The following is a 23319-nucleotide window of genomic DNA, read 5'->3' on the forward strand; positions in this document are numbered from 1 at the left end:
AGACCGAATACGCAGCCGGACTGAAGCGGAGGCCAGATGACGCGCCTTCACCCGGGGCATAAGATGACCTCATGACGGCCCCGCCCGAGCTGCTGACCTTCGGTGCCCTGCGGGCGGCGCAGGTCCCGTTCCGGCGCGAGAAGCCACTGCTGCTGCTGGCGTACCTGAGCCTGCGCGGCCCGCAGGAGCGCCGGGCCGTGGCGCGACTGTTCTGGCCGGACGCGACCGATCCCATGAACAGCCTGTCCGTGGCGCTGGGGCAGCTGCGCCGCGCGTCCAGCACGCTGGCGCTGGTCCACACGACCGACACGCAGCTGACTACCACCCTGACCTGCGACGTGCCCGCCCTGCTGCGCGCCTGCGCCGACACCGACCTGAGCGGCGCGCAGACCCTGTACCGGGGGGCTTTCGCGGCGGGCCTGCCGGACGCGGACCTGTCGGATGAACTGGCCGGGTGGGTCACCGCGACCCGCGAACACTGCGCGGCCACGTACCGCGACCTGCTGCTCGGTCAGGCCCGTCAGGCGGCAGAAACCGATGCCCTGCGGGCCGGGGAGTGGGCCGCCCAGGCCTACGCCGTGGCCGGGGCTGCGCCGCCCGCCCCGCCGCTGTTCCGGGAACTGCACGTCCTGCTGCGCGCCGCCGGACACCCGGACGTCCCGCTGCTGGAACGCGACGCGGCCAGCCTGAACGTCACGCTCAGCGCGCCGGCTCCGCCGCTGCCGGGCCGGCAGGCCGAACTTCAGCAGTTGACGCACCTGTCGGCCGGCGAGACGCTGTGGGTACGCGGACCGGCCGGGATCGGCAAGAGCGCACTGCTGCGCGCCGTTCCAGCCGGGACACTGCTGCGCGCCCGGACGGGGCAGCCCTACGCCACGCTGCTGGGTCTGCCAGACCTGCCTCACCCCCCGCCGGCGGACGGGCCGGGCTGGGCGCGGCACCTCGGCGCGCAGCCCGGCCCGCTGCTGATCGACGACTGGGAGACCTGCGACCCGGAGTCCCGCCGCGCGCTGCTGAGTCTGAGCGCCACCCGTTCGGGACCGCCGCTGATCCTGGCCAGCCGCGAGGGTCCGCCCACGCTGCTGCCGCAGCTGATCCTGCGGCCACTGCCGGCCGGTAACGCGCAGGAGCACGCAGAGACCGGCGGGCTGCCGGCGTTGCGGCCCGCCGGGCGCGGCGGCCTGTCCCTGGCGGACGCCTACGCCGCGCTGCTGGCCCCGCATGCGCCGCGCGTCCGGCAGCTGCTGGCGTGCCTGGGCGTGCAGGACACCCCGGACCTGCGCGCCACGCAGGCGGCGCTTGAATTCGGCGGTGACGATATGGCCGCCGCGCTGGAGCGGCTGCGGCAGGCCTACCTGCTGGAGGGCACCCGCCCGACTGCGCCCGCCGCCTTGCGCGCGTGGCTGGATACGCAACCCAGCCTGGAAACCGAGGTCCTGACCCTGCTGGCGGCGCAACTGCTGCCTACCGACGCCCTGGGGCACTACCTGCGCGCGCACGCCCTGACCGGCTCCAGCGACTTTCCCGGTTTTCAGGCGGCGCTGGCCGGACGCGCCCGCGCGCTGCTGGCCGCGGACCGGCACGTGGAGGCGCACGAGCTGCTGCGCCCCCACGCCCGGTCGCCCGGCACCCGCCTGCTGCTAGCGCGCGCCCTGGACGCCATGGGTCACCACCGCGAGGCGCTGGGCATCCTGGGTGACCTGCCGGACACACCACTGGTGCAGGTGTACCGGGGCCGCGCCGTGTGGCGGCTGGGCGACCGCGAGCAGGCGACCGTGCTGGCGAACGCCGGCCTGAACGGCGACATGGAGGCGCGCGCGCAGGCGTTCAATCTGCTGTCCTCTCTGGCGCTGGCCGCCCAGGAGTACGCGCAGGCCCATGACGGAGCGCAGCGGTCCGCCGGACTGTTCCTGCTGCTGGGCGACGACCTGATGCGCCTGAAAATGACCTGCGTTCAGGCGGTGGCCGCGCAGCACCTCGGTCTGGATGTGAGCGCCCTGCTGCGCGAGATGCTGGACGCGCCACTGGATCACCTGCCGCCCCAGATGCTGCTGAATATCGGGTGGGTGCTGGAGGAACGCGGGCAGCTGGAGGAGGCCCTCGGGTACGCCCGGCAGGCCGCCGCGAGCGCCGAACGCACCCACGACCTCTCGGTGGCGGCCACCGCGTGGAACAACGTGGGGGTCCTGAACCACAAGCAGGGGCACCCGGAACCCGCCGCCGCCGCGTACCGGCAGGCCATCGGTATCGCCCGGCAGAGCGGGGAGGTCCGCGTGCTGGCCATGGCGCTGGGCAACCTGGCCGAGCTGCAAGAAAGCCTGCCCCTGATCGACGAGGCACTGAATATTCTGGAAGGAGCCGGGCACGACGACCTGGCCTCCTATTTCCGTCAGCAGCAGGCGGCATTCAGGGGTCGTTCAGGGGAGACCTGACAGGCTGCGGGCATGCCAAGGAGCGCCTACCTCATCGACGGAACGCCTGGGCCGGAGGACACCCATGAACAAGCACACGCTGATTTCCCTGCTGGCACTGACCCTGGGGCTGGCCAGTGCCACCGGCCTGTCCCCGGTGCCCGGTTCGGGCCGGCCGGACGCCTTCGCGCGCGCAGGCGACCGCCTGCCCCTCAGGTCGCTGGGCCTGGACACGGTGACCGGGGCGCAGATTCAGATTCCGGGCGTCCCGCCCAGGACGCTGAAGATGACGGTGAACGCGGCGGGCAGGACGGAGCTGACGGTACCTGACCTGCCGCCGGGGCGGGTGACCGTGACCCTCACCCGCGCCGGGCAACGGATCACCCGTGAACTTGATGTCCTACCGCCCACCACTGGCCACCCGGCCTTCCGGAGTCTCACCAATCCCGGCCTGAGCTTCGAGCGGGAACAGGTGCTGCCCGATCAGGTGCAGGTGCTGCTGAATCCAGCCCTGACCGGCGCGGCACTGAACCGCCGCCTCGAAGCTCTGCGCCGGTACGGGACGATCACGACCGAGACGCTGCGGCTGCCCACCACGAACGCCCGGCTGGCCCCGCCGACCGGATCGCCGTGCGGCGGCACCCTGGCCGTCATTCAACTCGGGCGCGGTCAGGCGCTGGAAGAAGTTCTCAACGCCCTGCTGGCCGACACCAGCGGCGACATCTGGTACCCCGACCCGATCAGCAGCACCAAGACGCCCGCCGCCCTCGCGCAGGTGCGGCCGGGACCCTTCCAGTCCGCGCCGCTTCAGCAGGCCGTTCCTGGCGTGCGGGGCAACCTCCCCGCACCGCAGACCGGCAGTTTCTACTACCAGCCCAACCTGACGCCGTCCGGGCCTCGGCCAGCGCTGGGGATGCCCCGCCGGGGCCTGGGTGGGGCAGGCAGCACTATTGCCGTGCTGGACACCGGTTTTTCTCCGGTGCTCGACCTGCACGGCGAACTGCCGTCCAGCCGGGTCATGACGCCCCTGAACGCCCTGCAACCGGCCGGGGCGGGCACCTTCACCGGCACCGGCGATTTCTGGGAGGGACACGGCACGCAGGTCGCCATCCTGGCGGCCGGGGGCCAGAGCGGCGTGGCCCCGCAGGCCACGGCGCTGCCCGTCAAGGTCTGCGGACCTGACCTGGACGGCCGGGCCGTCTGCACGACCCGCAGCGTTCTGCGAGGCGTCTGCTTGGCGCTGGACAGCGTGCCTGCCAACCGACTGGTCCTGAACCTGAGCCTGGGCGGGTCCGTTCCCACGAACGCCATTCACGCCGCCCTGAACTGGGCCGAGCAGCAGGGTGTGGTGGTCGTCGCGGCCGGCGGGAACCAGGGCCTGAACGGCCACCCGCCCGAGTACCCGGCGGCCTTCGCGCGGCCGGGCGTGGGTTCACAGAGGCAGCTGAACCTGCTGGCCGTCGCGTCGGTCAGGCCCGGCGGTCCGGCAGGCTGGACGTACTCGGGTTTCAGTACCAGGGGCAACTACCTGAACGTCAGCGCGCCCGGCGAAGCGCTGGACATCGGTCACCCGTACCTGTACAGCGGCACCTCGTTCGCCGCGCCGCTGGTCGCCGGGGCCGCCGCGCTGGTGCAGGGCGCCGGACTGAACCGCGCGCCCGCAGCGCCGCAGAACGCCCTGAGCACGGCGCTGTCCGCACAGGCCGCCAGCGCCTTGCAGGCGGTGAGCGTCAAGGCGTTCATGCTGAGTCCCGCACGCGTCCGGTCCATGCCGGGTATCGAGCCCACCCCGGACCTCTCGAAGTACTGATACGGACCCGGTTGAAGCGGGGCTACGCCACGCCGCCACGCCGCTGCGCCGCCCTGCTCCTTCCAGGCCTGACAGAACACCACCCGCGCCCCTCTTCGCGCATGACCCCCGCCCCGAGCGGGGGATTTTCTTTTGGCGGTACCGGCCCGGCAACGGCCCGGCGAGGAGGGCCGCGCCCTTGTTCAGCAGCGTTCAGGGGCCGTTCAGGGGGGGACGCGCACACTGCCCTCATCACAGGAGGTTCAGCCACAGCGCCACAGCCGAGAACCACGTCACTGTCCGCCCCAGGTCGTTCGAGTTACCCACCGGAACCCGCCCGGTTCCACAGGAGAAGATCATGCCCGGAATCACTGCTCTGTCTGCCCCGCGTTCCCTCGCCCGCCTTTCCCTGGCCGCCCTGGCCATCAGCGCCTCCCTGAGCCTGAACCCGGTCTCGGCGCAGCGCACGGCTCCTGGCACCCTGCCGGGTGTTCGCGCAGCGAACGACCTGCGGGGCCTGCCGGACCTGCCGGAGAGCGCCTTGCCGGTCGACGCCGCCGGAACTCTGAAGGTGGCCGCGCCGAACGCGGCCGAGACGGAACTGGCGCGCGGCTGCCGGGACAACCTGCTCCAGAACGGCGACATCAGCGCCTTCACCATGGGTGGGAGCAGCAACTTCCCGCCGTCGGTCGTGCCCGGCTGGAGCCCGTCGGTGTACACGCCGCAGGTCGTTCCCACGTCCGGCTTCGGCGGCTCCAAGGGCTGGCTGCTGGCCTGGGGCTACGGTCAGGGCGGCGAATCCTTCCAGCAGAACGTGGCCCTGCCCGCCGGCACCTACAAACTGACGCTGGCAACCCGTCAGTACAACGCGGCGACCACGCCCACCCCCGCGCAATACCGCATTGCCTTCCGGAGCGGCGCAACGCCCAACCCCTGGGGCACGCCCGGCGTCGTCACGCTCGATTCGGCCCCCATGACGAACGCGAACTGGGCCGCCCAGACCTACACCTTCACGACGACCACGGCCACCAACGTCATGCAGGTGAATACCTTCAACGTCAACCCCGCCAGCGTCGTGAACGGTCACCCGGAGCGGGTGTCGTGGATGGCCTACGACTCCTTCTGCCTCCAGAAGGTCAAGCCGGCGGCGCTGCGGCGCGGTATGACCTGGACGGTGCGCGAGGTCAAGGATCGCCTGGTGAATGTCGGTAATCACTCCGCCACCAACGCCTATCTCGGTGACACGCCCGAAACGGCGGTACTGCCTATGCTGTGCATCCTCCCGGGCACTCTGCCGGTGCCGGCCGGGATCACCCCGGACTTCTACCACGGCTGGTCAAAGAGTCAGGTGCGCCTGACGACACCGGTGTCCGGATCGGTGATGAATTCACAGATTCTGGCTGACGGCATCTGCGCCACGCAGTTCGGGCAGGGCTGGCGCATGGGCGAATTCCATGACGGCAGCGGTGGGCACTCCTTCTGGGCGGTCGCAGGAGACCCGAGCGTGTTCGCCGCGTTCAAGCTCGGAACCAAGTTCTGGACCTTCATTAATGACCAGAACGCCAACGTCTGGAACTCGGTGCCCTGAAATCCGTTACCGCGCCCGCACCCGGACAGACACTGCCGGGTGCGGGCGCGGCTTGTGCCAGAGTGCGGTTCCTGACAGCATGCCGGGGCATGCGTGACTTCCGTTTTCTGCCCGAACCGCCGACCCGTCCGGGGAACGGGCATCTTCAGGACTGGGCTCTGAGTCCTCTGCCGCTGATCGAGGAGGGTGCGGGGCGGGCGCGCTCGGCGGGCGTGGATGTGTTCCGATTGCGACTGGGCCTGCCGGCGGTGGTGGGGGTGGGCGCCGCGTGGAACCGGGCGGTGCTGACGGACCTGGGGACCTTCCGGAGTGCGGGGAGCCTGTCGCGGATCGTGCCGTACCTGTCGGGTGGGGTGATCCTGTCGGACGCGCCGGGGCACGGCGGGCGGCGCTCGCTGATGAATCCGGGGTTCGGGCGGGCGCACATGCTGGCGCTTCAGGCGCGGACGCGGGCGGCGCTGCCGGGCGTGCCGGGCGGGGAGTTCGATGCGCTGGCCTGGGCGGATGGGGCGGTGCTGAGGGTGCTGAACGCCGCGTACTTCAGTGGGGAGTTCGACGCTGGGCTGCTGCACGCGTTTCTGGCGCCGCTGCGCCGTCCGTTCCCGGTGCCGGCGATTCCGCGTCCGCTGCTGTTCGCGCGGGTGGATGCGGAGGTGCGCCGCCTCGCGCACGCGCGCCTGACGGGGCGGGGGCATGACGATCTGCTCGCGGTGCTGGCCCCACTGCCGGGCGGGCTGGAGGAGGCGCGGGTGTCGCTGGCGGCGGCGCACGACACGACCACGCACGCACTGGCGTACGCGATCTGGTTCCTGGCGCAGCATCCGCAGTGGCACGCGCCCGAACATCACGCGGCGGTCCTGAAGGAAGTGCTGCGTCTGTTCCCGCCGGGCTGGATGGGCAGCCGCCGCCTGGGCCGCGACCTCGACTGGAACGGCGTACGGTTGCCGCGTGGAGCGCTGGCGCTGTACTCGCCGTACCTGAGTGGGCGTGACCCGGCCGTGTGGGACCGCCCCGACGAGTTCGATCCGGGCCGCTGGGCCGCCAGACCCCCCGCGTGGGCGTACCTGCCGTTCGGGGGCGGCGAGCGGCTGTGCCTGGGCATGCACCTCGCGCAGATGCTGATTCACGACACGCTGGCGGCGCTGCCTCCCCTGCGGGCCGTGCGGGGCGACCCGGCGCCCCTGCCGGGCCTGACCCTCGGGCCGCGCGGGCCGCTGGTCGTGCAGGCAGGCCGCGCATAGCCTTGACCGCCGCTGCATACCGCGCTATGGTTTTTATCAACACCGCCCTCCGGGGCGGATTTTTATTACCGTGCAGTCTCGCCGGATGCTGGCCGGGTTGCCTGCTAGCCTGCGGGCATGACCGAGCCCGCTGCCGCGCCGCTGCCCCCTGACGCCGTTCCGCCGCAGCCCGCGCCGCAAGGGCCGCAGCGGGGGCCGGTGCAGGACCGCTCGCCGCTGCCGGACGTGCTGCGCGGCCTGAGCCTGCTGGGCATCCTGGTCGTGAACATGCAGGACTTCGCGGGCTTTCTGGAGTGGCGGCAGACGGGCCTGGACCGCGTGGCGCAGGTTGTCACGGACGTGCTGGCGAACGGGCGTTTCATCTCGATCTTCGCGATGCTGTTCGGGTGGGGCGCGGCGGGCCTGCTGGCTCGGCACGGGGCGGGCGTGTTCCTGCGGCGGCACGTGGCGCTGCTGCTGGTCGGCGCGGCGCACTTCATTCTGGTGTGGCACGGGGACATCATCAGTCTGTACGCGCTGGTGGGACTGGGCCTGCTGGCGACCGTGCGGATGAACACCCGCGCGCTGCTGGTCCTGGCGGGCGTGCTGGGCGCGTGGTACCTGGGCCTGGACCTGCTGGCGGCCCTGGCCAGCCGGGGCGAGGCGGGCACGCGCTGGGCGAGCCTGCCGGACCTGAGCAGCACTTACGCGGGGAACGTGGCGGCCCGCGCCGCCGAGTTCTCGCCGGAACTGCTGGGCAGCGCGCTGTTCAACGGACCGTGGCTGCTGGCGCTGTTCTGCCTGGGCGCGGCGGCGCAGCGTTCGGGGCTGCTGCTGCGCCCGCACGAGCACACGCGCACGCTGCGGGGGCTGGCGGTGGGTGGGCTGGCGGTGGGCCTGCCGCTGGGGGCGCTGCTGGCGTACCTGAACACCCGCCCGGAGTACGCGGCGGGCGCGCTGGCCCTGCCGGTCCGGATGGGGGGCGGGCTGGCGTCCGCGCTGGGGTACGTGGGCGTGGCGGGGCTGCTGGCCGCGCGGGGGCGGCTGGGGTGGCTGCGGCCCCTGGCGGCCAGCGGGCGCACCGCCATGAGCAATTACCTGATGCAGAGCGTCCTGATGACCGCGTTGTTCTACCCGTATGCGGGCGCGCAGTTCGGGCGGTGGGGCGCGGCAGCCGCGCTGCTGCTCTCGCTGCTGCTGGGGCTGGCTCAGGTGCCGCTGAGCGCGTGGTGGCTGTCGCGGTTCCGGGCGGGGCCGCTGGAGTGGCTGCTGCGGCGCGTGGTGTACGGCCCACCGCGCCAGTAATACGGATTCCGTCTGTTTCGTTAACAACCCGGCAGGGCACCGGGTTGCCAACTCCACGTCCGGAATCCTCTTTGCTCCTCCTCGCCTCCGCTCGGATTGAACGGCTTTGCAAGCCATTCAATCGGAGTCCGTATAAGACCGCACGGATGGGCGGCGTGGAGGGGCCACGTGGAGCACAATGCGGGGCGTGACTGACTTTCAATCTCCTTCCGTTCCCTCTGCGTCCGGGCGTCCGCTGCGGGTGCTGGCGCTGTGCCTGGGGAACATCTGCCGCAGTCCGGTGGCCGAGGCGCTGCTGCGGCGTGAACTGGAAGCGGCGGGCGTGGCAGCCGTGGTGGACAGCGCCGGGACCGGCGACTGGCACGTGGGGAGGGGGGCCGATCCGCGCAGCCGTGAGGTGGCGGCCCGGCACGGCCTGCACCTGAACGGGCAGGGTCGGCAACTGTCGATGGCAGATTTCTACGAGCAGGACGTGATCCTGGCGATGGATACCTCGAACCTCGCGGACGCGCGCCGCCTCAGCCCGCCGGACGGGGAGGCCCGCCTGACGCTGATGCGGGAATTCGATCCGCTCTCGCCGGGCGCGGACGTGCCGGACCCGTACTACGGGGGCGCGCGGGGCTTCGAGGACATGTTCGTGATGCTGGAACGCAGCGCCCGTACCTTCGCGGCGGCGGCCAGAGCGGCGACCACAGGGGGCAGGGGCGGTGCAGGCGGGGATTCCGACTCAACGGATTGAGGGGGCCGCGCTAGACTGCGGCGTATGGATAACCGCACGAACCTCGACGACTACCTCGCGGGGCTGGGCATCAGCGACGCCGACGAGAGCGAGCTGCCGCCGCCCGCTCCGGACGCTGCGCTGAGCGCCACTCTCACGCCAGAGACGCCCGAGGACCCCAGGTCCGCCCTGGAAGCCTTCCTGACCGGCCTGCTGGGCCGCATCGATCCGGACCTTCAGGTGAGGGTCACGCAGGCAGACGACGCGCTGGAAGCCGAGATCACCGGCGAGAACGCCGCGAAACTCGCCGGGCGGGACGGCCGCACACTGGGCGCCATCGAGGTGCTCGCGTACACCGTGCTTGCCAAGCAGGAGGGCCGCGGGAACCTGCGCGTGCGGGTGGATATCGGCGGGTACCGCAAGCGGCAGGCCGAGGCGCTCAGCAAACTGGCCGAGCGGCTGGCCGTGCAGGTCGCCAAGAGCGGCGAGCCGCACGAGTTGCAGCCCATGCCGGCCTCCGAGCGGCGCGTGATTCACATCACCCTGAAAGAGCACCCGGACGTGATGAGCGAGTCCATCGGGGAGGGCAACGCCCGGCGACTGATCATCAAACCCCGGCACGGGTAAGGGCGTGCAGCTGCGTGACCTGTTACGGCAGGGCGCGGCGCGGCTGGGCAGCGCGGGCGTTCCCTCCCCGGAGGTGGACGCCCGCGAACTGCTGCTGAGTGCCCTGCACCTGACGCCCACGGCGCTGCTGACGCGCGCGCACGAGCCGGTCGGCGCGGACGGTCAGGCGCGCTACGCGGCGGTGCTGGACCGCCGCTCGGCGCGTGAGCCGCTGCAACACATTCTGGGTGAGGTCGAGTGGGGCGGCGTGCGGCTGCGCAGCGATCCGCGCGCCCTGGTGCCCCGCCCGGAAACCGAGTGGCTGCTGCACCTGCTGCTGCCGTACGTGCAGTCCAGGACTCAGCCGCGCGTGCTGGACGTGGGAACCGGCACGGGCGCGCTGGCGCTGGGCGTCAAGGCCGCCTGCCCCGGCGCGGCTGTGACCGCCACGGACCTCAGCCCCGGCGCGCTGGCCCTGGCACGCGAGAACGCCGCCCTGAACGGCCTGGAGGTCACGTGGGTGCAGGCGGACCTGCTCACGGGCGTCCCTGGCCCGTTCGACCTGATCGTCAGTAACCCCCCGTACCTGCCGGACGGGGACCGCGCGCACGCCGACCCGGAAGTGCAGCGCGACCCGGACCTGGCGCTGTATTCCGGCCCGGACGGCCTGACCCTGGCCCGTAGGCTGGCCGCACAGGCCCCGGCCTCACTGGCAGCGGGCGGGGAGTTGTGGCTGGAACTCGACCCGCGCAACGCCGCCACGCTGGCCGCCGAGCTGCGCGCAGGCGGCTGGGACGCGCAGCTGCACGCCGACCTGACCGGCCGCGAACGCTTCGTGCAGGCGCGGCGGGCCGGGGGGCCGGGCTAGCCCCCGCCCGCTGCGGCCTGCTCCAGTCGTTTGCGGCTCAGAGCGGTCCGCACGGCGTTCAGGCGGTCACCATGCAGCGGGTAACGGGCCAGCAGGGCGACGGCGATCAGCGCGCCGACAATCGGCGGGACGGTCATGAAGAACCGGAAGCCCCCGGCGACCGCGTCGGGTTGCGTGGTCAGGGTGGGGTCGTAGCCGCTGGCGCGCGTGACTGCCCCGAAGGCCTGCGCGGTCAGTGCGGCGCTCAGGGTGGTGATGAAGCCGGACATGCCGTAGTACAGGCCCTCGCGACGCTCGCCGGTGTGCAGTTCGTCCTCGTCGATCACGTCGCCCAGGATCACGTCGCCCATCAGGATCATGCCCGACAGCGCCACTCCGAACAGCACGGTCGAGACGAGCGCGCCGGCCAGCGTGTTCACCAGCGCCAGCGGAATCAGCGCGGTGGCCCCCAGCGCGAAGGCCAGCATCAGCGTGCCGCGCGCGCCCAGGCGGGGGGTCACGTAGGTCCGCCAGGGCCACAGGGCCGCGCCGGCCGTGACGAACGCGGCGGCCAGCAGCAGGGTGGTGGCGGCGCCGCCCGTCTCGCCCAGGCTGTAGCGCACGTAGAACCCCATGCCGGTCGCCAGCGTGCCCGTGCAGAAAAACCGCATGGTCTGCGCGGCCACGACGGTCAGGAACGCCGGGTTGCGGAACGTGACGCCCGCCGCCCCGAAGAACCCCAGCCCCGGCGCGCGGGTGCCCGGACGCTCGAACAGACTGCCCAGCCCGGACAGGATCGCGGCGGCGGCCAGCACGGCGAACAGGGCCGCCATGACGCCCCACCCGAGCAGACCGGCCAGCAGGGGTGGCAGTGCTAGCCCGATCAGCAGACCCGCGACCTGCACGACGTTCATGCGCCACGCGACGTCCGTGCGTTCCTGAAAGGTGCGGAACATCTCGGGCAGCAGCGACAGGTAGCCGGTGCCAACGGCGGTGTTGAAGGTCTCCCAGAGCGTCCAGACGACCACGAAGTACACCAGCAGCGCCACGGGGCTGCTCACGCCGTCGAACGGTGCCCAGAACAGCAGCGCGAACAGGATCAGGGCCGGCAGGAACCCGAAGCGCACGAACGGAATGCGGCGGCCCCAGCGCGAGCGGGTGCGGTCGCTCAGGAACCCGATCAGGGGATTGTTCGCGGCGTTGTACACGGCGAAGCAGGTCAGAGCGGTCGCGGCCCAGGCGGGGTCCATGCGGCGGTCGTCCACGTAGTACAGCAGCAGGAAACTGGTCGTCTGCGCCGGGATGGTCAGCCCGAAGTTCATGACCGCGTACCGCCAGCGCTGCGCGGAAGTCGTGTCCGGGGCCATCGTGTCCGGAACCGTCGTATGCGGCGTCAGGTCGGGCGGGGGCGTGGCGGTCACGGCAGGGCCGCCCGCAACAGCGGCCGCAGCGGGCGGTAACTGCTGACCTTCACGCCGCTGCGTTCGATCACGCCGGGCAGACGCGGGTCCATGAACGCCGCGTGGTTCGCCACCCGGCCCTCCCAGTCGCTGGCAATGGCGCGCAGTTCCGGCGTGTCCCGCGCCGGGTGCAGGATGAAGTGCGTCAGGCCCGGCGGGAGGCTACCCAGCAGGTCCTCGATCAGCGGCACCTGATCCCCGCCCGAGTGCAGCGGCAGCATCACGAGGTGATCCACCAGCGGCAGCCCGCGCGCCTCCAGCGTCTGCCAAGAGTTTCCACAGGCGAGGGAATAGCGACCAGCACGAAGGCCCAGGAGGCAGGGGCTTGAAATTCCCCGGTCTCATGGGCCTTTATGCGAAGTGACTATGCCTCGCATCCCCAGCCTACCGCACAGCATCATCACCGCTCAGCTGAACCGGGTCACCAGCCTCAGTGGCCTCATCCCCTACAGCACCCTGTGTAAAAGTGCCATCTCCAAAGAGATGGCGCGGGACTCCTTCGCCTCCACGGAGGACTTCAAGCGTCGAGCCAGGAACGCGCCGGAGGGCGCGTTCCTGGCCATTGATTTCGTCATGGTGCCCCACGCCGGACGGACGATGGAAGGCGTGAACTACCACTACAGCGGTCAGGCCCAGACCCGTCTGGGCCATCAGTTCACCTCCGCGGCCCTGGTCAGGTTCGGTGAAGATCCAGTTCCGTTGCTGGAGCGCTTCAAGGTTTCCCAGGCCCTGCATACAGAGCGCTATCCTTACCGTACAGCGACTCAGGAAATGATCCACGTCGTCCAGGATTGCCTCGCGGCGGGCGTCCCCATGGCGGGTCTCCTCCTGGATGGGGAGTTCGGGCGGGACGCGGCTGTGACCTTCAGTCGCGAGCATCAGATTCCGGTATTGATCCGTGCCAAAGCCAATATGACCGTGCAGTTCGAGGGTGAGGGACTCACCCTCGGTGCGCTGAGTCGGCAGTTCCCTCCAGAACGCTGCCACCTGTACGCGGAGTTCGGGTGGCGTGTCCGTCGATTGTCGGTCACCCGTGAGGTCGGTGGGTTCGATGTCCTGATCGTGTGGCGCAAGGTGCACGGGGAGTGGACACGGTTTTTCCTGTTCAGCACGTTTGGTGGTGACGTCACGGTTCGCTCACTGCTGCGGGCCTGGAAGGCCCGCTGGGGAATTGAGGTGATTCACCGGTTCTTCAAGCAGAACCTGGGACTGGGACGCTGTCATTGCCGGACGATCCAGGCGCAGGAGAACTGGGTGTGGTGCGTGGTGGAGGCCTTTCACGCGGTGTTACGGGTGCGTAGGGAAGTACCGGGAATGACGTGGCGGGCCGCACAACGGCAGGCAGCTCAGAATGCCGAAAAGTACGTCCTGACCGGGATGGAGCAGGACGGCCCCCTGCTTGACGCCGCGTGACACGACATCAGCAGGGAAGTGGAAACTCTTGGTCTGCGTGAACTGCGCGGCCTGCGCCGCGTCCCGCGCGTCCAGGCCGTGCGAGCGCCAGCCGGCACTGTCCAGGCGCGGGAACATCGGGACCGCGCCGTGCCGCAGCGCCAGATCGATGCAGTCCGGCAGGAACAGGGGGTGCGCGACGGCGCCCATGTGGGCGTCCACGTGCGAGACCTCGATGCCCAGGGCCAGCGCCCGGACGATCTGCGCGTCCATCTCGGCGCGCACGGCCGCCGGAACGCCGTACAGGCGGGCCGCCTCGACGGTCGCGTGCAGGTGCCCCTGCGCGTCCAGCAGGCCGGTGGCCGGGTCGCGGGTACTCAGGGCCGACCAGCGGTACTCGCTCCACTCGCTGGTCAGGGTCAGGTGCACGCCCAGGTCCGCGTCCGGGAATTCACGCGCGACCCCGGCCGCCGCCGCCGCCCACGCGCAGGTCATCATGACCGACGCCGACGACAGCGTGCCAGTCCCGAACAGGTCCAGGCAGGCACTCACGGTCGCCTGACACATGCCCAGGTCGTCCGCGTGAAAGATCACCACGCGGTCGTCCGGCGCGTAGCCCAGCGCGGCCAGCGCCGGGTTGGGGGATGGTGGGGTCGGTGGGGTCATTCACGGCCTCCTTGGCGGGCGGGGAGTCGGGCGGGCAGGGTGGTGGGCGCGGCAGGACCGGTACGGCAAGTGCCATTGCTGACAGTGCCATTGCGAAGCACCGGGGCAGAGGCGCGGGGCCGGGAAAGCGAACCGTGGAACGCAAGTGGAACAGGGAACACGGCCAGCATGCCACGCCCCGCACCCGCCTGCACACCCGAACCGCATGTCCGCCGCACCGCACAGAAAGCAGAGGAAGCCCGCCACGCGCGGGGGCGCAGGCGGGCTTCAGGTGGGCAGGCGGGCCGTGTTCAGTCGTCGGCGGCCTGGGTGCTGGCGGGTTTTTCCGGGTTCTCGATGAATTCGGTCGGGTCGTACAGGTCGAAGCCGATTTCCTTCTCGTACTCCTGGATTTTCACGTGCAGGCGTTTCACGTCGCCTTCCACGGCGCCGTAGTCGAAGGTGTCCCAGATGGCGGTCGTCTTGAAGTTCCCGCCGTCGAAGTCCGGGACCTCGCGGGTCTTGCGGATGCCTTCTTCCAGGGCCTTGCGGCTCTCGATGCCCATGTTGCGGAAGGCGACCTGCATCACGTCACGCTGGAAGTCGCGGGGACCGTAGATGCCGGCGCGGTACACCGTCTCGTAGAAGTGCTCCCAGTTGGGCACCAGGGTCGCGGCGGGCATGCTGAACTGCCCGATGACGTTCTTGATGGCGTTCAGGGTGCGTTCCGGGTAGTAGTACAGGTACATGCGCACGCCTTCCAGGAAGAAGTTGTAGTGCGCGGCCTCGTCCACGGCGATGGTCTGCGCGACCTTCGCGAGGACCGGGTCGCTGACGCCTTTCAGGTGCGGCTTGTCGCTCTTGCCCTGCGCGATCTTCATCATGTTCAGGTAGTTCAGCTGCGTGGCGCGCTCCTGGAACACGGTGTACACGAGGTTGTGAATGGCGTCCGGGAACGGCAGTTCCCAGGTCTGGGATTTCAGGCGGTCCTTGTACTCCTCGATCCACTTGGGGCTGCGCTGGCCGCTGAACAGCACGGCGTTCTCCCAGGCGTCCGCGTGTTTTTCTTCCTCGCTGCCCCAGCGCATCTGGAAGTGCGAGCGGCCGTGGCTGCGGCGCACCAGGTGAATGAGGTTACTGGTGAAGTCCGGCGCGTACTGCTCGACCGCGAAGAACCCTTCGAGGACGGTGATCAGTTCCTTGGGGAGGTTCTGGTTCAGGGCGCGCCAGTCGAAGGAGCGGTCCGGGTTCCAGTTGCGGGTTTCCTGACTGCGGGCGGTGTACCAGCGGTACAGGCCCAGGAATCCGCGCTCGATCAGGCGGTCCTTCTCGGCGTTGCTCAGCAGGCCTGCGGGGGTGCGCGGGCGGTCGTTCAGCATGTTGGGGGGCATTACGTCAGCCATTGGGAATTCCTCCTCGGGGCCGTCCCGGCTGGGGTGCGGGCGGGGCACGCAAAGAGGTGCAGACGCCGGGGACGGTACCCACCCAGCGTAATCCCACCTGCCGCACGAACCCGTGAACCGGGACGCAGTTCAAAGGTGCAGCGCAGGCTGGGACAGCCGGGCGGGCCGGACACGCAGGCTGGACAACGCCGGGCACGCGGGCCGGACAACTGCCGGAAATCAGGCGGCCCACGGGGGCGCGGCCCGCTACACTGCGGGCATGAGCCTTGTGGGACAGCCTGCGCCGGACTTCACCCTGCCCGCCTCGACCGGCGAGCAGATCACCCTGAGCAGTTACCGGGGCCACAGCGCCGTGGTGCTGGTGTTCTACCCGCTGGATTTCAGTCCCGTATGCTCCATGCAGCTCCCGGAGTACTCGGGCCGCCAGGATGATTTTGCGGACGCCGGGGCGGTCGTGCTGGGCGTGAACCGCGACAGCGTGCACGCGCACAAGGCCTGGGCCGCCGAGTACGGCATCGAGGTGCCGCTGCTGGCCGACATGAAACTCGACGTGGCCCGCTCGTACGGGGTGGCCATCGACGACCGGGGCATCAGCGGCCGGGCCGTGTTCCTGATCGACCGGGAGGGCGTGATCCGCTACCAGCACGTCGAGGAGAAGACCGGGGATTACACCGTGCGGCCCGAGGCCGTGCTGGCCAAGATCCGCGAACTCTGATGGCCCCGGTCGTCCTGAGTTTCATCAACCTGAAGGGCGGCGTGGCGAAAACCACGGCGACCGTGCAGCTGGCCGACACGCTGGCGTTCATGAAGCAGAAGCGCGTGCTGGTCATCGACCTGGACCCGCAGACGAACGCCACCCTGGCCCTGATCGGCGAGGAACGCTGGGAGAAGGCCGACGAGGCGGGCCAGACGCTCGCCCACCTGTTCCTGGACCTGCTGCGCGGCGACGGCACCTTCACGTTCGACGCCACGCGCGCCATCGTGCGCGGCGCCAGTAACCTCAACCGCGTGCCGCCCGAGGTGATGGACCAACTGCCCGAAGGCACCCGCTACGGCCGCGTGGACCTGCTGCCCAGCTCCATCCGCCTGATCGACGTGCAGGACCGCATGCAGGACATCGCGGGCCGCACGCACTACTCGACCGGCCCGATGGAAGTCGTGAAGAAATTCGTCGCGCCGCACTTCGACGCGTACGACTACGTGCTGATCGACTGCCCGCCCAACCTGGGCTTCGTCACGCAGAACGGCCTGGAAATCAGCGACCACTACCTGATCCCCACCATCCCGGACCGCCTGAGCACCTACGGCATCCCGCAGATCGCCGGGCGCATCGCCGAGATCCGCCGCGCCCGCAACCTGCGCCTGAGCTGCCTGGGCGTCCTGATCACCAAGTACCAGAGCGCCAGCAGCCAGCACCGCCAAGGCCTGCAACGCCTCCCCGAAGACCTGAAACGCGCCTTCACCGGCACCGGCGAGAGCACCCCCCCGATCCTGACGACCGTGCTGCCCCAGACGAACGCCAGCGCCGAGGCCATGACCTTCGAACGCAAACCCGGCAACTACCGCGAGAAGTACGGCGGCGGCGTGGTCGCCGGGCAGGGCGCGTACAAGTACGGCCTGGACTTGGCCGACGAGATCGAGGACCTGCTGGCCAGCCGCCCACACCCCGCCCTCCCCTACCAGGACTGGCCGCCGCAGGACTGAGCAGCAAACGCAGGCCAGGGCGACCTACAGCGCCAGGGGGTCCACCAGCAGCGCCGAGTCCGCCTCGAAGGCCTCGGCGTAGCGCACGCGGGCCAGGGTGCCCCAGTAGGTCAGGCGGGCGCGGCGGCGCTCCACGATCTCCGGCGTGACCGTCTCCGAGATGGCCGCCCCCGAGAACTGACTCTCATGCGCCAGGATCGCCGCCGCCCAGGTGTCCTGCACGGCCTCCACATCGACCAGCACGTTCGGGGTGATGTCCGCGTTCCCCTGGTACAGCAGCACCCGCCCCACCCGGTGCGGCGCTCCTCCCAGGTCCGCCTTCGCCAGTTGCGCCAGATGCACGGCCCGCTTGGTCAGGTGGTACGTCCCGAAGTGATCCGGGTGCCGGTCGTGGTGGTGCGGCGCGACCAGCACGCGGGGCCGCACCGCGCGCAGCACCGACGCCAGCGCGTGCGCGCCGTCGAGTGTGTCGCGCAGTTCGCCGTCCGGCAGGCCCAGCTGCCCGCGCCACGTGAGGCCCATGATCGCCGCCGCGCGGGCGCACTCGGCCACGCGCACGTCCGGCGTGCCCTGCGTGCCCCGCTCGCCACGCGACAGCTCCAGAATGCCCACCGCGCGCCCCGCGCGGGCCAGCCGGATCAGGGTGCCGCCCGCACCGATCTCCGCGTCGTCCGGGTGCGGCGCGAGGCACAGCCAGTCCAGTGGCCCTGCCACGCCATGAATCGTCTCGAACGCCTCCGGGGTTCCTGCGGTTGCCATGCCCGCCAGCATAGAGTCACCACCGAGGCCCGCACCCGGCGCCTTGACACTCCCCGACGCACTCCATATACTTTTTGAGCTTCCGTCGGAAGTGTCCCAACCTGTATCCCGCCAGTGTAGCTCAGGGGTAGAGCAACTGATTCGTAATCAGTAGGTCGTCGGTTCAAATCCGACCTCTGGCCCCAAGGAAGGCCCCGCCGTGTGCGGGGTTTTTTCGTGTTCGGGGGTGCTGGTGGGCGGGCTATTGTGTTGACAGGATCTCTGGCCCGGTTGGTGTGCGGTGTACGCTTATTCGCATGACGAATGACGCAGCGGCAGGCAGTGGGCAGGGTCCAGTGGCGGATATCGGTGTGATCGGGCTGGCGGTCATGGGTGAGAACCTGATTCTGAACATGGCGAGCCGGGGGTTCACGGTCGCGGCGTTCAACCGCACGGTCAGCAAGGTCACGGCGTTCACGGGGGGCCGCGCGGCCGGGAAGTCCATCGTGGGCGCCGGGTCGCTGGAGGAACTGGTGGGGCAACTCAGGGCTCCGCGCAAGGTGATGCTGATGGTGAAGGCGGGCGCGGCGGTCGATGAGTTCATCGGGCACCTGCGGCCCCTGCTGAGCCCCGGCGACATCATCATTGACGGGGGGAACAGTCACCCGGCGGATTCGACGCGCCGCACGCGGGAACTCGCGGCGGACGGACTGCTGTTCGTGGGGACGGGCGTGTCGGGTGGTGAGGAGGGCGCGCTGACCGGCCCGAGCATCATGCCGGGTGGGAACCCGGAGGCGTGGGAGGCCGTCAGGCCCATCTTCCAGAGCATCGCGGCGAAGGTCGGGGACGGCACGCCCTGCTGCGACTGGGTGGGGCCGGAGGGTGCCGGGCACTTCGTGAAGATGGTTCATAACGGCATCGAGTACGCCGACATGCAGATGATCGCGGAGGCCTACCAGTTGCTGCGTGACGGCGCGGGCCTGAGCGCCCCGGAGGCCGGTGAGGTGTTCGCCCGCTGGAACGAGGGCGAACTGGACAGTTACCTGATCGAGATCACGGCCGACATTCTGGCCAAGACGGACGACCTGACCGGGCAGCCGCTGGTGGACGTGATCCTGGACGCCGCCGGGCAGAAAGGCACCGGGAAGTGGACGTCGGTGGCGGCGCTGGATGCCGGCAGTCCGGCCGCGACGATCACGGAGGCCGTGTACGCCCGCGCCATGAGCGCCCTGAAGGCCGAGCGTGTGGCGGCCAGCCGCGTGCTGAGCGGCCCGACCTTCGCTGCGCCCGCCGACCGCGAGGCGTTCATCGAGGGCGTGCGACAGGCGCTGTACGCCAGCAAGATCGCCGCGTACGCGCAGGGCTTCCAGCTGCTGCACCTGAGTGCGCAGGACGCCGGGTGGACGCTGGATTACGGCCGGATCGCGCAGATGTGGCGCGGCGGGTGCATCATCCGCGCGGCGTTCCTGGACCGCATCAAGGAAGCGTTCGATGCGCAGCCGGACCTGGCGAACCTGCTGCTGGCCCCGTACTTCCGGGACGCCGTGCAGGGCGCGCAGACGGCGTGGCGCGGGGCGGTCGCGGCGGCCGTGGTGGGCGGCGTGCCCGTCCCGGCGTTCAGCAGCGCCCTGGCGTACTACGACGGGTACCGCGCCGAGCGGCTGCCCGCGAACCTGCTTCAGGCACAGCGTGATTACTTCGGCGCGCACACGTACGAGCGCACGGACCGCGAGCGGGGCGAGTTCTTCCACACCAACTGGACCGGGCGCGGCGGCGATACGGCCAGCAGCACGTACAACGCCTGAGCGAGGAGGCTCCCGGCGGCGGGCGGCGTGACCGGCGCCAGCGGCCCGCGCCGGGGGCATTGTGGGGCGGGCGCTTGGTGTGCCCGCCCCCGCTGGGCTACAGTAGGGGGCTGACGGAACACCCACCCGCCTCACGCGGGACGGCAGTGTTTCAGGGAGGTTGCGAGAATGGCGGAAAAAGACATTGACAAGCTGTTGTCCATGACGGACAGCAAGTACCGACTGAGTGTGGTCACGGCCAAGCGCGCCCTGCAGCTGCGTTCCGGCGCGCCGAGCGTGCTGCCGGTCGAGCAGCGCGTGCGCCACCGGAACCTGGTGACGCAGGCCATGCGGGAACTGGCGACCGGGAAACTCACGGTCGGCACGAACCTGATCGACGAGCCGCGCTTCCAGCAGGATTACGTGCGGCAGCGTCAGGCTCAGCTTCAGGCTCAGCTGAACGCCGAACGCGAACGCGAACGCGACTGAACCCGCGATAGGCAGGACTGACAGCGCCCACACCGGGGCGCTGTTTCCGTTCACCGGGCGGCGCGGACGGATATGGTGGTCGGCATGTTGAGTGCGTTTGCCATCCTGCTGTGCGTCACGGCCCTGCTGGCGTTCCTGAACGAGCGGTTCCTGCATTTTCCGACCACGGTGGGCGTGACGCTGGCGGGCGCGCTGGCCAGCATCGTGCTGATCGCACTGGACGCGCTGGGCCTGCCGGGCCTGCGCGGCTGGGCGTCGGGCGTGCTGAGCACACTGAACTTCACGGAGTTCGTCCTGAACGGCATTCTGAGCGTGCTGCTCTTCGCGGGGTCGCTGAGCCTGAACGCGCGGCAGCTGCTGCGGCAGCGGGGCAGCATCCTGACGCTGGCGTTCCTGAGCACCCTGATCAGCACCTTCCTGATCGGGTTCGCGGCGTACGGGGTGTTCGCGCTGGTGGGCCTGAACGTGTCCCTGATGTGGTCGCTGCTGTTCGGCGCACTGATCAGCCCGACCGACCCGGTGGCGGTACTGGACCTGCTCAAGCGCGCGAAGGTGCCGGTGAAGATCGAGACGCTGATCGCCGGGGAAAGCCTCTTCAACGACGGGGTGGGCGTCGTGATCTTCCTGGCGCTGGCGAGCGCCGCCGGGATCGGCGGGCACACCGGCGACGTCAGCGCCGGGAGCGTGCTGGGCCTGTTCGCGCGCGAGGCGCTGGGCGGACTGGCATTCGGGGCGCTGCTGGGCGGCCTGGGGTACGTGATGCTGCGCAGCATCCAGGAGCACGCCGTGGAGGTCCTGATCACGCTGGCCCTCGTGATCGGCGGGTACGTCGCGGCGGCCGCCCTGGGCATCAGCGGGCCGCTGGCGATGGTCGTGGCGGGCCTGCTGATCTCCGCCTGGAAGGAGGACGTGTTCAGCGACAGCACGCGCGAGCACGTCGAGGGCTTCTGGGAGACGATCGATCAGGTGCTGAACATCGTGCTGTTCGCGTTCATCGGCCTGGACGTCCTGCTGACCGAGACGACGGGCGCGCAGCTGCTGGCGAGCGCCCTGCTGATTGCCGTGGCGCTCGCGGCCCGCTGGATCAGCGTGGCCATCCCGTTCTCGCTCCTGCGGGCGCGCGAGGGGTACGGGGCGTACACGGTGCGGCTCCTCACGTGGGGCGGCCTGCGCGGCGGGATTGCCATCAGCCTCGCGCTGGGCCTGCCGGACAGCCCTTACCGGACGCACGTGGTGACCGCCACGTACGCCGTCGTGCTGTTCACCATCGCCGTGCAGGGCCTGACGATCATGCCCATCGTGCGCCGCGCCGTGGAGGCCTCACCCGAGGAGGGTTAATGGTCAAAAGTTGATGGTTGATGGACTGGGGATTGCCCCGATCTATCAACCATCAACTTTCAACCCTCGACTTATTTCTCGACGAGGTACGCGGTTTCGATCACGTCGGGCGTGCCGCGCATGCCGGGCTCGATGCGGGTCAGGCGGTCGAGCACGTCCAGGCCTTCCACGATCCGGCCGAACACAGTGTGGCGACCGTCGAGGTGGGGGGTGTCGGTGAAGGTGATGAAGAACTGGCTGCCGTTGGTGTTCGGGCCACGGTTGGCCATGCTCAGGACACCCTTGCCCTGGTGGCGGTGCTGGTTGTGCTCGTCCTCGAAGTCGTAGCCGGGGCCGCCCGCGCCGGTGCCGGTGGGGTCACCGGCCTGCGCCATGAAGCCGTTGATGACGCGGTGGAACTTGATGCCGTCGTAGTAGTGGTGGCGCAGCAGATACGCGAAGCTGTTCACGGTGACGGGCGCGTCGTCGGCGTGCAGTTCGACGACCATGCGGCCCTTGCTGGTTTCCAGCACGGCGCGGTAGCTCTTGCCGGGTTCGATGCCGTCCCCGAGTTCCGGGGCCGCCTTGAAGCTGGTCTGGCGCTCGGCGCTGAGTTCGGGGCTGGGCGTGAAACCGTCTGCCTGGTAAAGGTCGCTCATGAGGCACAGTCTACAGAAAGCGCGTGAACGGGGGCACAGAGGACCCTCAAGGAGTGGACGCGCCCCCCTGTACGGATTCCGTCTCGCTCTGCTCGGATTGAACGGCTTTTACAGACCATTCAACCCGGGTCCATCTTACTCGCCGGTGCGGGCGCGGCGTTTCTGGTACGCGCCGGTCAGGAGTTCCGCGACGTACTCGCGCGTGAACGGCATGTCGCTGGCCTCGGCGGCGCTGATTTCCTCGTCGCGGTCGTAGGTGAGGCGCACGAAGGTCGCGGTGTGGTTGGGGCTGTGCGGGTCGAATTCCAGGATCAGGTAGCACGGCAGCGTGGAGTCCAGCGGGTTGCCCACGCTGCCGCAGTTGATCAGCGGGCGGCCTTCCACGTCCAGCAGCAGGGCCTCGTGCATGTCGGCGTATACCAGCGCGTCGGCGTGCTGGGTCAGGCCGTGCTGCGCGTTGGGCGCGAACGCCTCGAGCTGGTCATGCAGGCTGCTGTGCGGGTACAGGCGGTGAAACAGGCCGCGGCTGCTGGCATGCACGAAGCGCCACCACGCGCCCCCGAACTGCTCCTCGATCCCGTAGGGCAGTTCGCCCAGGTACGTGAGTTGCGCGGGCGTCAGGCGGCTGCGCGGCCAGAGGTCCTGGGGGCGGTGGGTGGCTCCGGCCACGCGGGCGTCCCAGTTGCCCTGAATGACGCGCGTGGCGTGCGCCTGCGCCCAGTCGAGCACTTCGCGGGGGCGGGGGCCCTTGCCGACCAGGTCGCCCAGAATCCAGATGTCGGTCAGACCGCGCCGCTGAAGGTCTGCGTGAACCGCGAGCGTGGCCGCCAGATTGGCGTGCAGGTCCGCGAGAATGGCGAGGCGAATCATAATCCGGAGTGTAGCCCACCCCCCCGCGCCGCCCGGACGCACCCGCCACGGCCACCTTCACCTGACAGGCCGGTCAGCTGGGCAGCGTGGGCGTCAGGGCGCGGACCATGGCCCAGGTGATCAGGGCCGCCGTGACCAGCCCGGTCAGCACGAACCACGCCGGCGCGCCGCCCCGGCCGCCCGGCACGCGGGCCGCGCCAGCGTGATTCGCGGCGCCCCACGCGATCCGCAGGTTCACGAGGGCCAGGACCAGCAGCGCGGCGTCCAGCGCGTCCACCCATCCGCTGCCCACTGCCAGCGGGTACGACAGCAGGGGCGTCAGGCCGACCAGCACCAGCGCGATCAACAGTTGCAGCGCGTAAGGAGGCACGCTG

21 protein-coding genes, 1 tRNA gene and 1 pseudogene are annotated in these 23319 nt (G+C 70.1%); 15 read left to right on the forward strand and 8 right to left on the reverse strand.

What is annotated here, in order from left to right:
* Nucleotides 1-71: 71 nt before the first annotated feature.
* The 8 genes from M8445_RS03660 to prmC all read left to right on the forward strand — a co-directional run bounded on the left by M8445_RS03660 (nucleotide 72) and on the right by prmC (nucleotide 10505).
* The gene (locus M8445_RS03660) at nucleotides 72-2432 is read left to right on the forward strand and encodes a tetratricopeptide repeat protein (RefSeq protein ID WP_273989763.1); all 2361 of its coding nucleotides are present in this window, start codon (nucleotides 72-74) and stop codon (nucleotides 2430-2432) included.
* Between the two features lie 64 nt (nucleotides 2433-2496).
* Nucleotides 2497-4221, forward strand: coding sequence for a S8 family peptidase (locus M8445_RS03665; RefSeq protein WP_273989764.1), 1725 nt, complete (start codon nucleotides 2497-2499; stop codon nucleotides 4219-4221).
* Nucleotides 4222-4558: 337 nt separating this feature from the next.
* On the forward strand, nucleotides 4559-5788 hold the full coding sequence (locus M8445_RS03670; protein WP_273989765.1) for a hypothetical protein: 1230 nt from the start codon (nucleotides 4559-4561) through the stop codon (nucleotides 5786-5788).
* An 89-nt stretch (nucleotides 5789-5877) separates the two neighbouring features.
* Nucleotides 5878-7029: a cytochrome P450 gene (locus M8445_RS03675; protein WP_273989767.1), complete on the forward strand. Its 1152-nt coding sequence runs from the start codon at nucleotides 5878-5880 to the stop codon at nucleotides 7027-7029.
* Nucleotides 7030-7146: 117 nt separating this feature from the next.
* Entirely contained in the window at nucleotides 7147-8313 is a 1167-nt protein-coding gene (locus M8445_RS03680) for a DUF418 domain-containing protein (RefSeq protein WP_273989769.1), read from the forward strand.
* A 187-nt stretch (nucleotides 8314-8500) separates the two neighbouring features.
* Nucleotides 8501-9052 (forward strand): low molecular weight protein-tyrosine-phosphatase, encoded by a 552-nt coding sequence (locus tag M8445_RS03685; RefSeq protein WP_273989770.1) that lies wholly within the window; start codon nucleotides 8501-8503, stop codon nucleotides 9050-9052.
* 24 nt (nucleotides 9053-9076) lie between these two features.
* On the forward strand, nucleotides 9077-9658 hold the full coding sequence (locus M8445_RS03690; protein WP_273989772.1) for a Jag family protein: 582 nt from the start codon (nucleotides 9077-9079) through the stop codon (nucleotides 9656-9658).
* A gap of 4 nt (nucleotides 9659-9662) precedes the next feature.
* Nucleotides 9663-10505 carry a peptide chain release factor N(5)-glutamine methyltransferase gene (gene prmC / locus M8445_RS03695; protein WP_273989774.1) on the forward strand — a complete coding sequence of 281 codons (843 nt, stop codon included), beginning with the start codon at nucleotides 9663-9665 and terminating at the stop codon, nucleotides 10503-10505.
* Here the strand turns inward: prmC and M8445_RS03700 are convergent.
* A complete protein-coding gene (locus M8445_RS03700) occupies nucleotides 10502-11905 on the reverse strand; it encodes an MFS transporter (RefSeq protein ID WP_273989776.1) in 1404 nt (467 codons plus the stop codon). The genes prmC and M8445_RS03700 overlap by 4 nt on opposite strands.
* The gene (locus tag M8445_RS03705; RefSeq protein ID WP_273989777.1) at nucleotides 11902-12180 is read right to left on the reverse strand and encodes a polysaccharide deacetylase family protein; all 279 of its coding nucleotides are present in this window, start codon (nucleotides 12178-12180) and stop codon (nucleotides 11902-11904) included. The genes M8445_RS03700 and M8445_RS03705 overlap by 4 nt, the downstream gene beginning before the upstream one ends.
* Before the next feature lie 130 nt (nucleotides 12181-12310).
* On the opposite strand from M8445_RS03705, the gene M8445_RS03710 reads away from it, so the two are divergent.
* On the forward strand, nucleotides 12311-13357 hold the full coding sequence (locus tag M8445_RS03710) for a transposase (protein ID WP_273988203.1): 1047 nt from the start codon (nucleotides 12311-12313) through the stop codon (nucleotides 13355-13357).
* A gap of 99 nt (nucleotides 13358-13456) precedes the next feature.
* Here the strand turns inward: M8445_RS03710 and M8445_RS03715 are convergent.
* Together M8445_RS03715 and M8445_RS03720 are read right to left on the reverse strand one after the other, a co-directional pair.
* Nucleotides 13457-14002, reverse strand: a pseudogene (locus M8445_RS03715) (ChbG/HpnK family deacetylase); the annotation flags it as partial.
* A gap of 290 nt (nucleotides 14003-14292) precedes the next feature.
* The gene (locus tag M8445_RS03720; RefSeq protein WP_273989778.1) at nucleotides 14293-15384 is read right to left on the reverse strand and encodes an acyl-ACP desaturase; all 1092 of its coding nucleotides are present in this window, start codon (nucleotides 15382-15384) and stop codon (nucleotides 14293-14295) included.
* 259 nt (nucleotides 15385-15643) lie between these two features.
* On the opposite strand from M8445_RS03720, the gene M8445_RS03725 reads away from it, so the two are divergent.
* On the forward strand, nucleotides 15644-16099 hold the full coding sequence (locus M8445_RS03725; RefSeq protein WP_078301725.1) for a peroxiredoxin: 456 nt from the start codon (nucleotides 15644-15646) through the stop codon (nucleotides 16097-16099).
* A complete protein-coding gene (locus tag M8445_RS03730) occupies nucleotides 16099-17088 on the forward strand; it encodes a ParA family protein (RefSeq protein ID WP_273989780.1) in 990 nt (329 codons plus the stop codon). The genes M8445_RS03725 and M8445_RS03730 overlap by 1 nt, the downstream gene beginning before the upstream one ends.
* 24 nt (nucleotides 17089-17112) lie before the next feature.
* On the opposite strand, the gene bshB1 is transcribed toward M8445_RS03730, so the two are convergent.
* The gene (gene bshB1, locus M8445_RS03735) at nucleotides 17113-17847 is read right to left on the reverse strand and encodes a bacillithiol biosynthesis deacetylase BshB1 (protein ID WP_273989781.1); all 735 of its coding nucleotides are present in this window, start codon (nucleotides 17845-17847) and stop codon (nucleotides 17113-17115) included.
* A 110-nt stretch (nucleotides 17848-17957) separates the two neighbouring features.
* On the opposite strand from bshB1, the gene M8445_RS03740 reads away from it, so the two are divergent.
* The 4 genes from M8445_RS03740 to M8445_RS03755 all read left to right on the forward strand — a co-directional run bounded on the left by M8445_RS03740 (nucleotide 17958) and on the right by M8445_RS03755 (nucleotide 21437).
* Nucleotides 17958-18032 (forward strand) — tRNA-Thr (locus M8445_RS03740).
* Between the two features lie 111 nt (nucleotides 18033-18143).
* Nucleotides 18144-19631, forward strand: coding sequence for a decarboxylating NADP(+)-dependent phosphogluconate dehydrogenase (gene gnd / locus M8445_RS03745; RefSeq protein WP_273989784.1), 1488 nt, complete (start codon nucleotides 18144-18146; stop codon nucleotides 19629-19631).
* A gap of 168 nt (nucleotides 19632-19799) precedes the next feature.
* Nucleotides 19800-20099, forward strand: a complete 300-nt coding sequence (gene rpoZ / locus M8445_RS03750; protein WP_055363817.1) for a DNA-directed RNA polymerase subunit omega — start codon at nucleotides 19800-19802, stop codon at nucleotides 20097-20099.
* Nucleotides 20100-20183: 84 nt separating this feature from the next.
* Entirely contained in the window at nucleotides 20184-21437 is a 1254-nt protein-coding gene (locus M8445_RS03755) for a cation:proton antiporter (RefSeq protein ID WP_273989786.1), read from the forward strand.
* A 71-nt stretch (nucleotides 21438-21508) separates the two neighbouring features.
* Here M8445_RS03755 and M8445_RS03760 read toward each other — a convergent pair whose 3' ends face one another.
* From M8445_RS03760 to M8445_RS03770, 3 genes are all read right to left on the reverse strand, one after another.
* Nucleotides 21509-22075 carry a peptidylprolyl isomerase gene (locus M8445_RS03760; RefSeq protein ID WP_273989788.1) on the reverse strand — a complete coding sequence of 189 codons (567 nt, stop codon included), beginning with the start codon at nucleotides 22073-22075 and terminating at the stop codon, nucleotides 21509-21511.
* A gap of 135 nt (nucleotides 22076-22210) precedes the next feature.
* Complete coding sequence (locus M8445_RS03765) at nucleotides 22211-22945, reverse strand: metallophosphoesterase family protein (protein WP_273989790.1); 735 nt, start codon at nucleotides 22943-22945, stop codon at nucleotides 22211-22213.
* A gap of 73 nt (nucleotides 22946-23018) precedes the next feature.
* Nucleotides 23019-23315: a hypothetical protein gene (locus M8445_RS03770; protein ID WP_273989792.1), complete on the reverse strand. Its 297-nt coding sequence runs from the start codon at nucleotides 23313-23315 to the stop codon at nucleotides 23019-23021.
* Between the last annotated feature and the right edge of the window lie 4 nt (nucleotides 23316-23319).

Origin of the sequence: Deinococcus aquaticus (assembly GCF_028622095.1) — a bacterium.
In the GTDB taxonomy this organism is placed as follows: domain Bacteria; phylum Deinococcota; class Deinococci; order Deinococcales; family Deinococcaceae; genus Deinococcus; species Deinococcus aquaticus.

Excerpts from the sequence above, each read along its gene's own strand:
- M8445_RS03765 (WP_273989790.1), bottom strand. The coding sequence starts at position 22,945 with ATGATTCGCCTCGCCATTCTCGCGGACCTGCACGCCAATCTGGCGGCC.
- M8445_RS03730 (WP_273989780.1), top strand. The coding sequence starts at position 16,099 with ATGGCCCCGGTCGTCCTGAGTTTCATCAACCTGAAGGGCGGCGTGGCG.
- M8445_RS03680 (WP_273989769.1), top strand. The coding sequence starts at position 7,147 with ATGACCGAGCCCGCTGCCGCGCCGCTGCCCCCTGACGCCGTTCCGCCG.
- M8445_RS03670 (WP_273989765.1), top strand. The coding sequence starts at position 4,559 with ATGCCCGGAATCACTGCTCTGTCTGCCCCGCGTTCCCTCGCCCGCCTT.
- M8445_RS03690 (WP_273989772.1), top strand. The coding sequence starts at position 9,077 with ATGGATAACCGCACGAACCTCGACGACTACCTCGCGGGGCTGGGCATC.
- M8445_RS03665 (WP_273989764.1), top strand. The coding sequence starts at position 2,497 with ATGAACAAGCACACGCTGATTTCCCTGCTGGCACTGACCCTGGGGCTG.
- M8445_RS03660 (WP_273989763.1), top strand. The coding sequence starts at position 72 with ATGACGGCCCCGCCCGAGCTGCTGACCTTCGGTGCCCTGCGGGCGGCG.
- gnd (WP_273989784.1), top strand. The coding sequence starts at position 18,144 with ATGACGAATGACGCAGCGGCAGGCAGTGGGCAGGGTCCAGTGGCGGAT.
- M8445_RS03760 (WP_273989788.1), bottom strand. The coding sequence starts at position 22,075 with ATGAGCGACCTTTACCAGGCAGACGGTTTCACGCCCAGCCCCGAACTC.
- bshB1 (WP_273989781.1), bottom strand. The coding sequence starts at position 17,847 with ATGGCAACCGCAGGAACCCCGGAGGCGTTCGAGACGATTCATGGCGTG.
- M8445_RS03710 (WP_273988203.1), top strand. The coding sequence starts at position 12,311 with ATGCCTCGCATCCCCAGCCTACCGCACAGCATCATCACCGCTCAGCTG.
- M8445_RS03755 (WP_273989786.1), top strand. The coding sequence starts at position 20,184 with ATGTTGAGTGCGTTTGCCATCCTGCTGTGCGTCACGGCCCTGCTGGCG.
- M8445_RS03720 (WP_273989778.1), bottom strand. The coding sequence starts at position 15,384 with ATGGCTGACGTAATGCCCCCCAACATGCTGAACGACCGCCCGCGCACC.
- rpoZ (WP_055363817.1), top strand. The coding sequence starts at position 19,800 with ATGGCGGAAAAAGACATTGACAAGCTGTTGTCCATGACGGACAGCAAG.
- M8445_RS03725 (WP_078301725.1), top strand. The coding sequence starts at position 15,644 with ATGAGCCTTGTGGGACAGCCTGCGCCGGACTTCACCCTGCCCGCCTCG.
- M8445_RS03675 (WP_273989767.1), top strand. The coding sequence starts at position 5,878 with ATGCGTGACTTCCGTTTTCTGCCCGAACCGCCGACCCGTCCGGGGAAC.